Here is a 14,477-nt window from a genome sequence, read left to right on the forward strand (position 1 = left end):
GAAAAATAAAACAGGACGTTATTATATTTTCGGATTTCTTATTTCAGGACTTATTGGAGTCGTTTTAACCGCATTCTATTGTTATATGATATTATTTGAACAGGCTGAAATCTATAGGCCTTAAAAGATGTGATGGAATAGATTCTAAAAAATAGATAAACGAAAAACCCCTATTATCAGGGATATTTTCATGCAACCCCTTTTGTTACCTTTAATCCGGGAAAATATTAAAATAATTTGGTGAAAAACCTCGTGATTTTAAAGCCATTTTCGCATTTACTTATATAAATATTTTTATAACTTTTATAGCTTTCTTTTTCACACCCAATTAAAAGATAAATTCTTATTTCGAACAAACACTAAAAAAGTATGGGTAAAAACACTAGCCAAATAAAATTGAGTGAAGAAGAAGCTGTAAAAGTAATATTGCTGAGCATCATTTTGATACTATTCACCAGCTGCAAGAATCCAGGGAGAAAAAAAACGAATTTTCCGAATGAATTGAAAAATACCCATTGGATTATTGATAGTGGCGGACTTATTGCTCCGGATGGTGATACAACCTATGAGCTGTCAAAGAGGGTGGATTCTACATTAATTCTCAATTTTCATGCAGTCAACTTTGCAGATGAAGAAAGATTTGAAAGTTTTGACAGCTGGCAATGTGGAAATGACTGTTTTACAAAAATATATGGCAGATATTATTTTGTACAGGCCAATCAAATAGAAATGGAAGTTGACAGTATTCGTAAATCAGGAACCTGCGAGGCTCCCACACAAGTTTTCAGGCCAGCAAAAGAGATTACTTTTGATATTGTAGAAAAAGGAAAGCAGTTACAATTTATAAGAAAATAGAAATGACAGATTTAATAAAAATTTTCCCGGAATATGAAGATGTATTTTATGATGATATCGAAAATCATAAAAAATATTTTCTGCCGGTTTGTTCAATAAATCTAAAATTGATAGATCCTCAGGATGATACGTGGCTGCACATTGTATCGGTGAAAGAACTTTTTGACGGGCAAATTGGATCTTCTACTTCCCAATATTATAGCCGGTTTACAAAAGCTGATATGATTGGCTTTGATATCATTGATGGTAAATATAAATTTGATGCAGACTGGAATTATTTTACCTTTTCCAAAGAAATTGATCCGGAAAATTATGGTCATCAGTATTCAGATGATGAAATTGAATATAATATGAATAGCGCCATGTATTCATTATTAAAAGGATACTTTAAGAAAAATGGAAAGCTATATGACAGGGATTTTAATCGGCCTGGATTAGAGGTAGATGATATAAGAAGATTAGAACGGTTGCGTAAACTGACGGTGCAGGATCTGGAAAATGATGATCCCAATGAATATTTACTAGAAAGAATTCAATCAAAAACAGAGGGAATCTTTGATGAAATCAATACCAGTCAACTTCCTTTTGAATTATGTAACTACTCAGGATGTAACCTTTTGGAAAAACCTTTCAAAAGTGATAATACCTTGATGGATTATATTGCGTGTCTGGAAGGATATGATTTTCAAAAGACAGCAGCAGACCAATTGTATTTGTTTCATGACAAAGAGCTGAAAAAAGCAGTTATCTGTTTTGAATATACTTAATACAGCTTCACAAAATACGAGTATTTAATTTCAATAAAATCACTGTAATCGGGAGTGTTTTTAATGCTTTCCGACAGGTAAAATGTAGCGAATGGCACACCGGATTTATTTATACAATTACGATCAGAAATCGAATCAGACATTTGATACTTATCTGGGCGAGTGGAACTACGAAATTCCGTTATTGCTGTATCCTTTACTGGCGGAAGATATTAAAGTAGAAGGCGTTGAGTTTTTCTCGGATAAAAACCAGGGAATTGTTCAGTTGCGTTACTTTTTCAATCTGTTGGCAGATACCTATCAGCTGCATTATAAGAAAGCGTATTACGAACATGTTAATAAAATGTTTGAGTTCCTGGAAGCTCTGCCTTACGACTCTTTTGTATTGAATGCAACGGATGTTTTCAACATGAACGAAGAAAAACATAAAGTACAGGCAAAGGAATGGCTGGTAGAAATTCAGCAGAAAAGTAAACTCTATAAAAAGGCTGTGGAAGCTCAGAATCTTTCGCTGTTAGATTCTTTGTTCTCGCACACCGGATATTCCTCATTTCTCGAAATTTTAGAAACCGACTGGATTGATTACGGATTGGGATATTTTGAGGAACTTGCCTATAAAAAGGCAGCATCTTCAATATTTGAAGAGGATGGGAAATTTGGTCTGAAGGATGCAAAAGGGGCTATTTTAGCTCCAGCTGTTTATGATGAAATTTTTGAAGCAGATTATAACTACAGTATATCGGTGGTTCAAAAAGGAGCTTTGTTTGGTTACCTGCAAAGTGATGGAAAAGAATGGGTTTCTCCAGTGTATGAAGAAGCTTTTGATGTATTTGATTTTGCGCAGGAACCTTTAGGCGAAGTAAAAATGAATGGAAAATCAGGGATTTTAAAAATCTATTCAAACACCTGGATGGTTCCTCCCGATTATGATTCCATTGAAAGAATAGCTTACGGGTTCTTAGGCGTAGAAAAAGACGGGAGATTTGGCGTCTACAATGATGAAAACGGATTGATTATTCCTATTGAAAGCGAAAGTCCTTATGAATACGATTATTTTCCCGAGCTATTTTTCACCAAGCAAAAAGGAACCGGCAAGCGCAGATATTATACCAAAGAAGGAAACTATCTGGGTTATTTTTTAGAAGGAAGTATTGTAAAAACAAGTACCTGTTTCTGGATCAAACCAAACAAATTTGATAAAAAAGGAAAATTAATAGATGAAACAGGCCGTTTTATCATTGACGAAGCAGATCAGCTGATTTTAATTGATAATTTTGAAACGCTGGCTATTCGTAAAGATAAGAACTGGAAAATTTATCACACTTTAAAGCATCAGTTTCTGTTAGAAAATGAATCTGTTATTAAAGTAAAGGCACAATCAAATGCCGGATATAAAAACAATGTCTTTATCCTGGAAACCCAAACAGGATCAGGACTTTTTGATGCGGACAATGGAAGTTGGTTAATTGCTCCCCAATCAGAAATTAAGCAGATTCATTATTTGGACAATGGATTTTTATCGGTCCAAAAAAATGAAAGGTATCAGTTGTTCGATTTTGAGAATGGCCTGTCAGCTCAATGGTACGATTGTATTTCCAATCCTTTGAATTACAGAACGGAAGAAGGTCTGTTATTTCTGTATCAGGATGAAGATATGTTTAGAATGAATGAAGATAAAAGCATTCATCGGGTAGAGGTTTCTGAATATGATGCGATTTATTTGGATCGGTATTCATTCCGGGGAAAAGATTTAGAATACTTTACTTCCTTTTATAACCGTTGGAAAAGTCAGGCAGGCAAAAACGCCGAACAATTCATGGACGTTGGAACCATTACAAAAATGGCTTTTGATGCAAAAGAAAATCAAAATTACCACGAGGCACTTCGCTTGTTTGAATTATCTGCTCAAAAGGGTGACATAGATAGCCTGGTAGAAATAGGAATACTGCTTACCGATCCTGAAATAGAATCACTGTTTGATCCACAAAAAGGAATCATCTACTATGAAAAAGCGGTAAAACGAAACCATCCTGTAGCCTGGAACAATATCGGGGCTTTGTACCACAACGGAATAGGATATTCTTTTAATATCAAAAAAGCAATTCAGGCGTATGGAAAAAGTGCTGAACTTGGTGACGGATTAGCGCTTGCGAATCTTGGTGATCTGTATTATTTTGGAGAACATGTGCTGCAGGATTACACTAAAGCCTTGGATTTTTATCAGAAAGCCGAGAAAAAATACTACTATAACTATGATAAAATCTCAGAAATCTATTATCAGTTAAGAGATTATAAAAACCTTTTGGTATACTTAAAGAAAGACTATGATCAGTCATATTCAGGGATTTATTATGGTATTATGTACGAACTCGGCATGGAGGTAAAAACAGATCTGAAGAAAGCCGTTAAGTATTTTGAACAAGCCAATGCTTACAGTGCCTACGAATATGCAACTCAACGTTTGATATATTACTATGGTGAAGATCCTGCCTTTAAAAATGAAAAGAAATTTCAGAAATGGAGATCTTTCGCCGAAAAGCACGGTTTCGAAATAGATTAGCAGGGATTTACCTATATTTACGTTCCTTAATGGAATGCAATTTAATAAAGATAAGGGTTTGATGTACAGGTTATTATTTATATTTACTTTACTTATTTGTCCGTTTTTTGTTCAGGCACAGGATGTTTTAAGCAGATTAGAAAAAGAATACAGCCATGCATCAAACAATAGGGTAGAACAGCTCAATCTGGCTCCCAAATACGCGACTGCCTTATTTTTTCATAACCTTAAACCTAAATCTTACCAGATTTTAGAAACCAATATTTCCATTGCTGCAAAACAGGCGGATGGGAAATATGCCACTATTTTGTATGCTGTACAAGCTATGAATTATCGGCTGGATAACAAAACAGTGGAGTCTTCAAAAAGTCTTGACCTGGCAAAGGCATATAGCTTAAAAACAAATAGCAATGAAGCAAAAGGCTATGTAGAATATGCAAAAGGCTGGATTCTGACCCGTAATAATAAAACGACCGATGCGGTTGCCGCTTACCTGAAAGCGATCAAATATTATGAAAACTCACCAACCACTTCCACACTATATGGAAGATTGGGTAATGTAGCCAAGGAATTATCTGCCATTTATTCTGACCTTAATGAATATCAGCTGGAAGAAAAATACAGCAAGCAATTTCTATTGTTAGCTTCCAAACAAAATGATCCCAATCTTATCTTTGATGCTTACATGCGGATGGGGTACGTATATGAACAAAAATATACACAGGATCCATCCAATACAATGTTTCGAACTAAAACAGAACAGTATTATTTACAGGCTATTGCTACTTTCAATAAAAACAAAGATGTTATGCTTAGCGGAAATAGCCTTTCATATGCTGCCATCAATTTAGCGAATTTATATACTGGGTTTGACAGTAATAAGGCAATGCAATATGCCCAGCTCGCTAATAAGGTGAGCCTTGAAGTTGGTGATGCTATTCACATTGCTTCTTCATTTGGGATTTTAGCAGAATTGGCATTACAGGATAAAAATTATGATTTAGCTAAGTCTTATTTTCTGAAAGCTTCTATGGAAATTGGGAAAAGCCCGGTAAGAAATCATATGATAGAATTGTCTATCCTTGAATCTCTATCCAGAATCAGCGAAGAGCAGGGAAATTACAAAGAAGCACTGACTTATTATAAAAGCTATGTTGATAAATACAAAAGCGTTTACGACCAGGAAAAGCTGGATATTACCAAAAGATTAGAATCTCAGTTTGATAAAGAACGTCAGGAGCAGAAATACATAAAACTCCAGCTGGAAAGTGATAAAAAAGCGCAGGAAATCAGGTTGATAAATATACTTCGTGCACAACGTGAACAGGTTTACAATAATTTAAAACTGGTAGAAGAAAATCAGCGTGAACGCTTGAAATTTTCAGAACTTGAATCGGAGAAAAAAGAACAGCAGCTTCGTTTGGCAAAACTGGAAACCCAGCAGAAGAATAATGATATTAACAACTTTAAAAAGCTGTTGGCATTCAAAGAAAAGATCAATACCTACTACATTTTTTTTATAGCCTTTTTCATTGTTCTGATTCTCTTATTGCTTTATGCTTATAAACAGCGTGCTAAGTCTATGAAACAAAGAGACGAACTGCATGCCCTGGCCATGGAAAAAGAGAAACAAAACTCAAAAATTTCCACACTTACCGCATTGCTTGAAGGGCAGGAGCAGGAGCGGGGCCGTCTTGCCCGTGATCTTCATGACGGATTGGGAGGATTGCTTTCAGGAACGAAACATCAGTTGTCTTATTTAAATCCACATCAATCTGAAAATATAGAAGAAGGAATTTCAAAATCGATTGATCAGATTGATGGTGCTGTGGAAGAACTAAGAAGGGTAGCACATAATTTAATGCCTGATTTATTAACGAAATACGGATTGGAAATAGCCATTCAGGAGTTTGCTTCCCGTATATCCAATAACGCATTAGAGATCCATACCGAATTTATCAATTACAGTAATTCAATATCAAAGGAAAAGCAACTGATTATCTACAGGATCATTCAGGAGCTGGTTAACAATGCTATAAAACATGCTGATACTTCAGAAATTATTGTTCAGATAAGCGAAGAAGACAATCTATTGAATCTAACGGTAGAAGACAACGGAAAAGGTTTTGACCCTACAGGTTTAGACGTAAGAAAAACAGCAGGTTTCCACAACATAGAATTAAGAGTCCAGTTTTTAAAAGGAACAATGAATATCACCTCCGAATTGAATATTGGTACCAGTATAGAACTTCAAATCCCTATTCATTAAACATGATAAAAGTAGCCATAACAGACGATCATCCGCTTCTCTTGGAAGGACTGAAAAATATTTTAGGAAACAGTGATACGATAGATGTTGTAGATTGTTTCAGAAACGTTTCTGAAATGAATGCAGGCCTGGCAAAACAAGTGGTCGATATTTTACTGCTGGACATCAATCTGGTAGATATCAACAGCATAGAACTGATAAAGCCTTTAAAGAAAAAGTATGGGAATCTGCAGATTATTATACTTAGTGTTCACAATGAACTGCCTGTCATTAACAGTACTCTGGCTGAAGGCGCTTTGGGATACATTCAAAAAAATGCTTCCGTTTCTGAAATTATTGAAGGAATCACCACTGTATATGCCGGTAACCCATTTTTATGCTCGCAAACCAAGTCTGTTCTTGATAAAAAAACCGTAAATGGATTGCATCAGGTTCCGAAACTGACCCGAAGAGAAAAGGAAATTTTAGCAGAAGCAGCAAAAGGGCTTACAACCAATCAAATGGCAGAAAAGCTCTTTATCAGTCCGCACACCGTAGAAAGTCACAGAAAAAACCTTATTGAGAAATTTCAGACCTCTAATCTTAGTTCCGCCATTAAACTGGCAATAGAATACGGTTTAATTATCGAATAAAATATTCATCCAACAAAAAGGCCTGCTTACATCGTAAAAGCAGACCTTTTTTTATATAATCAAATAATTGGGTGTGTATGTATTAATCTTTGAACCTCAAAGCAGCCTGGAACAGGTTTTTCTTTCCTACTAAATCATATTCATCATTATATACAGGTTCATACATTAATATGAAAACTCTGCCGTTAAAATCCTTTAAATCAATGGGCTGATCTACCATGATATCATAAAACCTGGTAATAGTACGGGTAGCCGTCCATTGTTTAGCATTACCTTTAGGATTTTTATCAAATCTGTGATCTTTCGCATCAGTATAATACCAATATGAAGGCGCTGAATCCATAAGAAACATTTCTTTGTCTTTATTGTACAATTCCTCCGCCATACCCGTATTCTGAAACCACGCAACTTCGGTGTTCAAAACGCCCAGAGCGCCGGCATAAATATCTTTATTTGTAGTGGCTCCCACTAAGAACCCTTCAAGATTTGAAGACGTAATTTCAAATTGGAAAGTCGATTTTTTCAGGTCATAAACATCATTTACAGGCTCAATTACCTTTCCATCCTGTTTAATAACCACTTTCAGCGATTGTGCAAAAGTTATAAAACTTAGTAAACAAAAAAGAATTGTCAAGCTTAATTTTTTCATTGTATCTTTTTAAATTATTACAGCAAAGATATTAGACTTTAAAGCCATATGCACTGGCTGGTTTCAGGGGTTTTTATATCAGCTACAATAAATAGTCTAAAACAAATCAGCTTTCAATTGAATCTTTATGTAAGCTGTTTTTTGCTTTTTACCATTAGCTGAAGCTGAATTAAGCGGATAGACTTCGGCATAAAATGTATCGTTATCCGTCCAGAATGCCTTTTTATTATCAGCTATTTTGAAGCTCGTAAAATTCACATACAAAAGATTGTCCTGTTTTTTCGTTTGTGGAAAATATTTAGCAATAACAAAATTACTCCCCACATCATTATTAGATGATACAGAAGTAACCCAGCCTTTAGTAGGAAGAATTTGTGGATAGCCTTCTGTACCCAGTTCAAACATCACCGCATTCTTTATACTGTAAAAAGAATAGAAAGAATCTACGACTTCATCAGAGCTTTCTTTGAAAACCTCAAGGTTTAAATAAGGTGACCGTCCTACATATTCATTACCAAGCGGTCCGGTTTCTGTAGAGATATTTTCATGCTGTGTAATGACTTCTTTTCTATCATTTTCGATGTATATCCAGTTACCATCCTGCAATTTTATATTCGGATTTTTTACCAATGCTTCACCTATTTTATTTTTTGAGTTTGCTTGAAATTCCTGTTCTGAGATCTCAGCAATGGTGCCAAATTTTTTAAAAGATTTATTCTTAAAATCACTAGATTCTTTAAATGCGCTGCTTCTGATCTCATAAAGATCCGCACCTTTTAAAGTAAGTTCAAATGCCGGAGTGAATTCTGATTTCAGGACAAATGCTTCAATACTGTTCGAAATGTTATTATTAATGCTGTAATGAATAGAGTAGAAGTCATCAAATTCTTCAAATCCGTAATAATTATCGAATTTATTGTAAGCTATTTTCAAATGAGCAGCCTCTTTACTCGGAGTCACAAAAAATTGTATAGAATCAAGCTTGGTAAATAACTCAAAGGGCACATCATGCACATTATCTACCCCTTTTATTTTTTTGAAATCAGCGAGTGTTATTGTTTTTTGCTTAACTTCAGTTTCTACTTTGTTTGTTTCTGTTGTTTTATTCTGTTGATTGCATCCTGCAAGGACTATCACTGATGATATAAAGATTTGATTGATGACTTTCATTTATTATATTTTTGAGCAAATGTATCTGTATTCGGACCAGCAGCCAACAAAACGCCTGAATATGGGCAATAAATGGCTGAAAACAGGGATATATGAAGTGGCAGAATTTGGACAATTTTACAAAACGATAAACCCAATATTGTAATTTACTTTTATCAACATGAAAAACTTAATAATCAGCCTTTCAGTGGTGACTGCTTTATTAGCGTCCTGTTCACCCGCTACAGACAAAAAAGTGGAAAAAAATACTTCTCCGGACACCAAAAAAGAAATTGCAGCATCTAAACCAGAACCAGTGAAGATTGATCCGGCAACATTAGAAATACCAGGTGATTTTTCAACATTAGTTCCTATTGATTTATTGAATAGTAAAAGTACCAATGTACATGATAAATATGGTATAGAGTTCTCCGGGAACTGTTATTCATGCGATCTGACAAGCCTGTCTATAACAAAGAAACAAATCACATGGACGAATGTCTGTGATGAAAAAGATACTTTTGAAATTGATGATTTTTCATACTCTAACGAAGGAAACAAGACTCTTTTTAAAACACCGGAAAGAACCTATATTTTAACCCAAATAGATAAAGCACCCGTTTACGAACTTGTGATAGAAGGTAAAAAACTGGAGTTAAAAAACAAAAGAATATCCAAATATTTTACTACCAAAAAAGCTTTACCTCTTTTCACAGAGCATGATTGTGGTGATTTTGAAGGATGATTTTTTTACAACGATTTTGATAAAAATAGGATGTCTTTTAAAATGCTTAACAAAATCGCGGTATTTACAATAAAATGCTTTCCGAAAGGCAGAACATTAAGGTTGATTTCCAAAACGAAAAAGTCCTCTAAAATTTAGAGAACTTTTTCGTTTTAATTTTATCTTGAGAAAATCAAAGATATTAATCTCCTTAATTTTAAATTATTAGTTTTTAATAAACTTGGAACTATACGTTTCTTTTGTGTTGTTTATCTGGATAAGATAGTTTCCGTGTATCAACTCAGAAACATCAATGCCTTTTTTCCCATCTACATTATCTTTTGATAGTACTAGTTTCCCGTTCGTATCATAGATCATTACTTTTCCTTCGGTATTGAATTTTAGAATATCCTTTACAGGGTTAGGAAAGAATGATAAATCCTTTTGAGTAGGATTACTTTCTTTAGTAGATAAATTGTTAGAATTATTTTTAAACTTCACGATAGCCGTTTTAATAAATGAATTCGTTGCTGAGTTTTTAAGATTTGCACTTACATAGATTTCTGTCATATCAGAATTAGTTCCTGCATCTACAAAAGTTTCAAAAGCTGTAGGGTCAATATCATGTACAACATAGCCATTGGTTCCAAATGTACTATCTAATGTTCCATCGGTATTAAAACGTGCTAGTAGTATTTCCTTATCCTGAGTGGTTGTTGAATTTACTATATAGGTTGTGTTCCCGACCAATAAGATTTTGCCATCCGGCTGTATGAACATTTTTCGGAAATTAGTTTTATAGGTGGTTATAGATGAAAAAGCGGCAGAAACATCCAAATGCCCCGTAAAATTAGTATTGCCGAAAGAGTAGTCTAGATTTCCATACTTATCTGTTTTATAGATTCGGTAGTAGTACAATGACGCACCACTGTTATAGGTATTATCCATAGCCATTAAATAAACATTATCCTGTGTATCCAGCTGATAATCTACACCAGCATTGCTGCCACTATCTGAACCCTGAGAAGCATAAAAATTAAAATTGTTATCCTGAGAGCCCTGAGAAGAATACTTGGCGACAAATGCCTTTGAGCCCTGTCTATGGCTAACACCTGAATTATTATTAATTTTATATAAGCCACCACCGACAAAGTAACTTCCATCAGATGCTTTAAGAATTTTTGCGGCACCTGTACCCATATGAATTCCTGTACTACCTGTTATTGCAGGGATATAGACCGGTGAAATGGAAAATCCTGAAGTACCCGTTTCATTTTTTAAAACCACTACACCACGACCTCCCATATAATAACCATCACTTGCCAGAATAAAAAAAGAATTAGTGTTATTGCTGTTAGAAAGGTGAATACGTGGGTTCTCTATACAAGGAGAGCATCCTGAATTATTAAAGTCAACACTGTTATTCGTTGATGTACCAAAAGCAGTATCTACACTGCCGTCTGAATTTAATCTTTTTACTCTGGTAGTATATAAGCTGTTGGCTTCCTGCGTTAATAACTTTCCATTAGAGTAGAGATATATACTGTTATAGGGGTTGGGGTTTGAAAAAACACCCATGGTGCCAAAAGTAGGATCTAACGTACCGGTACTCGTTAGTTTTTTTATTTGGTTACTAACCATCAAAAAAACTTTGCCATCATTTGTAACTTGGATATTCGGGGCACCACTCGGTGCATCATAACGGACTCCGTTATTGCCAAAGGTTTGATCTACCTGCCCATTTTGTCCATAGAATGAGCCTGCAGAAAAAAATACTAGAAATAGGAAATGTCTCATGAATATTATATAATTTTAGTTTTCGGGTTATTAGTTGGGCACAAAAATATGATTTTTTTTGAGTAGAATACTGACATTAAAGCAAGTATTTTCAAAAAAGCCAAAAACAATATTTCATAGAGAAAATAAAGTTACTTTTTGAAGTGAAGTATACTTTTAATCCGCATTAGCATAAGCTCAGGAAATAAGATGTCAAACATTGTGAAATCAATACATAAAAAAACCTCAAATTACTTTGAGGTTTTATATGTAAAATAATGACTTAATTATTTTGCTGGTTTTTTAGGACTCATCATCATAATCATCCTTTTTCCTTCAAGTTTAGGAAGCTGGTCTACTTTACCTACATGCTCTAATTCCTGAGCAAGTTTTAAAAGCAAAATTTCTCCCTGATCCTTAAAGATAATCGAACGTCCTTTAAAAAATACGTAGGTTTTTAGCTTAGAACCTTCTTCAAGGAATTTTTCAGCATGCTTCTTTTTGAATTCATAATCATGGTCATCTGTCTGAGGTCCGAAACGGATCTCTTTTACAACCACTTTTACTTGCTTAGCTTTCAGTTCCTTCTGTTTTTTCTTTTGCTCATATAAGAATTTCTTGTATTCTAATATTCTTGCAATAAAAGGTTCGGCCTTATCAGAAATTACTACTAAATCCAATTCCTGATCCGCAGCAATCTGTCTTGCTTTGTCAATTGGATAAATTCCTGGCTCTACGTTATCGCCCACCAAACGAAGCTCTCTCACACGAATTTTATCGTTGATCAAGTGTAAGTCCTCCTGTACAGGACGTCTTTGTGGGCCCCTGTTGTTAAATCTTTGTGCTATTGTATTATAATTTTATTGGTTAATTACTTAATTTAATTGATTCAAATATTTAAAAATTGAAAGATTCCGTTACTATATAAAACTTTGAATCCTTCAATCTTTTAATTTTAAATTATATGGCTGCTTCTTTTTTAAAGTAAGCAACGAAATCCTCCAGTGTCATCACTCCAAGATCTCCTTCTCCACGTCTTCTTACAGAAATTGTGCCTTCTTTTTCTTCATTTTCTCCTACTACAAGCATGAAAGGAATCTTATTCAATTCAGCATCACGGATCTTTTTACCTGTCTTCTCGTTTCTGTCATCAATCTGACCGCTAATATCGTGATTTTCTAAAAATTGTGAAACTTTTTTTGAATAATCTACATATTTTTCACTGATCGGTAGAATAATAAACTGTTCCGGGCTCAGCCATAATGGGAAATCACCTGCTGTATTTTCCAGCAAAATAGCAATGAAACGCTCCATAGAACCGAATGGTGCTCTGTGGATCATTACCGGTCTGTGTTTTTCATTATCATTTCCGATGTAATGAAGATCAAATCTTTCCGGAAGGTTATAATCAACCTGGATTGTTCCAAGCTGCCATTTTCTTCCTAAAGCATCTTTCACCATGAAGTCTAGTTTAGGACCATAGAATGCCGCTTCTCCGTATTCTACAACTGTTTTTAACCCTTTCTTCTGAGCTGCATTGATGATAGCGCTTTCTGCTTTCTCCCAATTTTCATCAGAACCGATATATTTTTCTCTGTTTTCAGGATCTCTTAAAGATACCTGAGTTACAAAATCTTCAAAACCTAATGATTTGAAAACATAAAGAGTCAAATCAATTACTTTTTCAAATTCTTCAGAAAGTTGATCCGGAGTACAGAAAAGGTGGGCATCATCCTGAGTAAATCCACGAACTCTTGTTAAGCCGTGAAGTTCTCCACTTTGCTCATATCTGTATACTGTACCGAATTCCGCATATCTCTTAGGCAAATCTCTGTAGCTCCATTGTGAAGTCTTGTAAATTTCACAGTGGTGAGGACAGTTCATTGGCTTCAATAAGAATTCTTCTCCTTCATTCGGAGTTTTGATTGGCTGGAAGCTGTCTGCTCCATATTTATCCCAGTGTCCTGAAGTTACATATAGTTCTTTTGCTCCAATGTGTGGAGACATTACAAACTCATACCCTCCTTTTTTCTGAGCTTCTGAAAGGAAATTCTCCAATTTTCTTCTTAAAGCAGTTCCTTTTGGCAACCAAAGTGGCAACCCGGCACCTACTTTTTCAGAGAATGCAAAAATTCCAAGTTCTTTACCTAATTTTCTGTGGTCTCTTCTTTTAGCTTCCTCCAATCTTTCAAGGTATTCAGTAAGATCTTTCTGTTTAGGGAAAGAAATACCATATACTCTTGTCAACTGAGGATTCTTTTCGCTTCCTCTCCAGTAAGCTCCTGCTGCATTTAAAATTTTAACCGCTTTTACAATTCCTGTATTCGGAATATGACCACCACGACATAAGTCTGTGAAATTATCATGCGTTACAAAAGTGATTTCTCCATCATTAAGATTAGAGATCAATTCTACTTTGTAAGGATTATCTGCATAAGTCTTTAAAGCATCTTCTTTAGAAACCGGATAAAGAGAGAATGTAGAACCTTTCTTCGCATTTTCTAAGATCTTTTTCTCAATCTTTTCAAAATCTTTTTCAGATAAGCTTTCATCCCCGAAATCTACATCATAATAGAACCCGCTTTCAATAGCAGGACCAATGGTCAACTTAGCATTAGGATAAAAATCAAGGATAGCCTGCGCCAAAAGGTGGGCAGAAGAGTGCCAGAAAGCCTTCTTTCCAAGATCATCATTCCATGTCAATAGTTGTACCGTAGAATCCGTGGTTATAGGTGTGGTTATTTCTACTTGTTTGTCATTAACAATTGCGGAAATGGTGTTTCTAGCCAATCCCTCGCTTATAGATTTTGCCACATCTAGAGGAGTCACTGCTCCCTCGAATTCTTTGACACTATTGTCTGGAAGTGTAATTTTTATCATTGTTTACTAAGAAATTTTAAGAGGCAAAAATACGCATTTTTTAGATAAAATACTACATCCGTCTGTATTTAGAATGAGAATTAATATCGAAAATAGAAAGATTTTTACCGTTTGGAAGCCATAAACTTTATATTGAGGTGTTCTCAGGAAATAATTCTGACACTTTTATTCCTTTAGCATGACTGGAATTCATCACTTTATCGGTCTTCTTTTTTA

At 34.8% G+C, this 14,477-nt stretch carries 11 protein-coding genes; 6 read left to right on the top strand and 5 right to left on the bottom strand.

Annotation, left to right across the window (positions count from 1 at the left end; genetic code table 11):
* The first annotated feature begins 369 nt into the window (after positions 1 to 369).
* The 5 genes from AC57AW_RS13405 to AC57AW_RS13425 all read left to right on the top strand — a co-directional run bounded on the left by AC57AW_RS13405 (position 370) and on the right by AC57AW_RS13425 (position 7,083).
* Positions 370 to 855 (top strand): hypothetical protein, encoded by a 486-nt coding sequence (locus AC57AW_RS13405; RefSeq protein WP_496352282.1) that lies wholly within the window; start codon positions 370 to 372, stop codon positions 853 to 855.
* 2 nt (positions 856 to 857) lie between these two features.
* Positions 858 to 1,622: a hypothetical protein gene (locus AC57AW_RS13410; RefSeq protein WP_496352283.1), complete on the top strand. Its 765-nt coding sequence runs from the start codon at positions 858 to 860 to the stop codon at positions 1,620 to 1,622.
* 91 nt (positions 1,623 to 1,713) lie between these two features.
* Positions 1,714 to 4,182: a tetratricopeptide repeat protein gene (locus AC57AW_RS13415; protein WP_496352284.1), complete on the top strand. Its 2,469-nt coding sequence runs from the start codon at positions 1,714 to 1,716 to the stop codon at positions 4,180 to 4,182.
* A gap of 61 nt (positions 4,183 to 4,243) precedes the next feature.
* Entirely contained in the window at positions 4,244 to 6,451 is a 2,208-nt protein-coding gene (locus tag AC57AW_RS13420; protein WP_496352285.1) for an ATP-binding protein, read from the top strand.
* Between the two features lie 2 nt (positions 6,452 to 6,453).
* Positions 6,454 to 7,083, top strand: coding sequence for a response regulator (locus AC57AW_RS13425; RefSeq protein WP_496352286.1), 630 nt, complete (start codon positions 6,454 to 6,456; stop codon positions 7,081 to 7,083).
* An 82-nt stretch (positions 7,084 to 7,165) separates the two neighbouring features.
* Here the strand turns inward: AC57AW_RS13425 and AC57AW_RS13430 are convergent, their stop codons facing one another.
* Both AC57AW_RS13430 and AC57AW_RS13435 read right to left on the bottom strand, forming a co-directional pair.
* Positions 7,166 to 7,732, bottom strand: coding sequence for a hypothetical protein (locus AC57AW_RS13430; RefSeq protein ID WP_496352287.1), 567 nt, complete (start codon positions 7,730 to 7,732; stop codon positions 7,166 to 7,168).
* Between the two features lie 96 nt (positions 7,733 to 7,828).
* Positions 7,829 to 8,902 (bottom strand): resolvase, encoded by a 1,074-nt coding sequence (locus AC57AW_RS13435; protein ID WP_496352288.1) that lies wholly within the window; start codon positions 8,900 to 8,902, stop codon positions 7,829 to 7,831.
* A 160-nt stretch (positions 8,903 to 9,062) separates the two neighbouring features.
* Between AC57AW_RS13435 and AC57AW_RS13440 the strand changes: the two genes are divergently transcribed.
* A complete protein-coding gene (locus AC57AW_RS13440; protein ID WP_496352289.1) occupies positions 9,063 to 9,626 on the top strand; it encodes a hypothetical protein in 564 nt (187 codons plus the stop codon).
* Between the two features lie 204 nt (positions 9,627 to 9,830).
* On the opposite strand, the gene AC57AW_RS13445 is transcribed toward AC57AW_RS13440, so the two are convergent.
* The 3 genes from AC57AW_RS13445 to thrS all read right to left on the bottom strand — a co-directional run bounded on the left by AC57AW_RS13445 (position 9,831) and on the right by thrS (position 14,261).
* Positions 9,831 to 11,402 carry a T9SS type A sorting domain-containing protein gene (locus AC57AW_RS13445; protein ID WP_496352290.1) on the bottom strand — a complete coding sequence of 524 codons (1,572 nt, stop codon included), beginning with the start codon at positions 11,400 to 11,402 and terminating at the stop codon, positions 9,831 to 9,833.
* A 266-nt stretch (positions 11,403 to 11,668) separates the two neighbouring features.
* On the bottom strand, positions 11,669 to 12,169 hold the full coding sequence (gene infC, locus AC57AW_RS13450; RefSeq protein ID WP_185097810.1) for a translation initiation factor IF-3: 501 nt from the start codon (positions 12,167 to 12,169) through the stop codon (positions 11,669 to 11,671).
* Positions 12,170 to 12,341: 172 nt separating this feature from the next.
* Positions 12,342 to 14,261 carry a threonine--tRNA ligase gene (thrS, locus tag AC57AW_RS13455; protein ID WP_496352291.1) on the bottom strand — a complete coding sequence of 640 codons (1,920 nt, stop codon included), beginning with the start codon at positions 14,259 to 14,261 and terminating at the stop codon, positions 12,342 to 12,344.
* Between the last annotated feature and the right edge of the window lie 216 nt (positions 14,262 to 14,477).

The organism is Chryseobacterium sp. BGA-UO-ETr-SB22, from assembly GCF_059567885.1.

Excerpts from the sequence above, each read along its gene's own strand:
- AC57AW_RS13405 (WP_496352282.1), top strand. The coding sequence starts at position 370 with ATGGGTAAAAACACTAGCCAAATAAAATTGAGTGAAGAAGAAGCTGTA.
- AC57AW_RS13410 (WP_496352283.1), top strand. The coding sequence starts at position 858 with ATGACAGATTTAATAAAAATTTTCCCGGAATATGAAGATGTATTTTAT.
- AC57AW_RS13415 (WP_496352284.1), top strand. The coding sequence starts at position 1,714 with ATGGCACACCGGATTTATTTATACAATTACGATCAGAAATCGAATCAG.
- AC57AW_RS13420 (WP_496352285.1), top strand. The coding sequence starts at position 4,244 with ATGTACAGGTTATTATTTATATTTACTTTACTTATTTGTCCGTTTTTT.
- AC57AW_RS13425 (WP_496352286.1), top strand. The coding sequence starts at position 6,454 with ATGATAAAAGTAGCCATAACAGACGATCATCCGCTTCTCTTGGAAGGA.
- AC57AW_RS13430 (WP_496352287.1), bottom strand. The coding sequence starts at position 7,732 with ATGAAAAAATTAAGCTTGACAATTCTTTTTTGTTTACTAAGTTTTATA.
- AC57AW_RS13435 (WP_496352288.1), bottom strand. The coding sequence starts at position 8,902 with ATGAAAGTCATCAATCAAATCTTTATATCATCAGTGATAGTCCTTGCA.
- AC57AW_RS13440 (WP_496352289.1), top strand. The coding sequence starts at position 9,063 with ATGAAAAACTTAATAATCAGCCTTTCAGTGGTGACTGCTTTATTAGCG.
- AC57AW_RS13445 (WP_496352290.1), bottom strand. The coding sequence starts at position 11,402 with ATGAGACATTTCCTATTTCTAGTATTTTTTTCTGCAGGCTCATTCTAT.
- thrS (WP_496352291.1), bottom strand. The coding sequence starts at position 14,261 with ATGATAAAAATTACACTTCCAGACAATAGTGTCAAAGAATTCGAGGGA.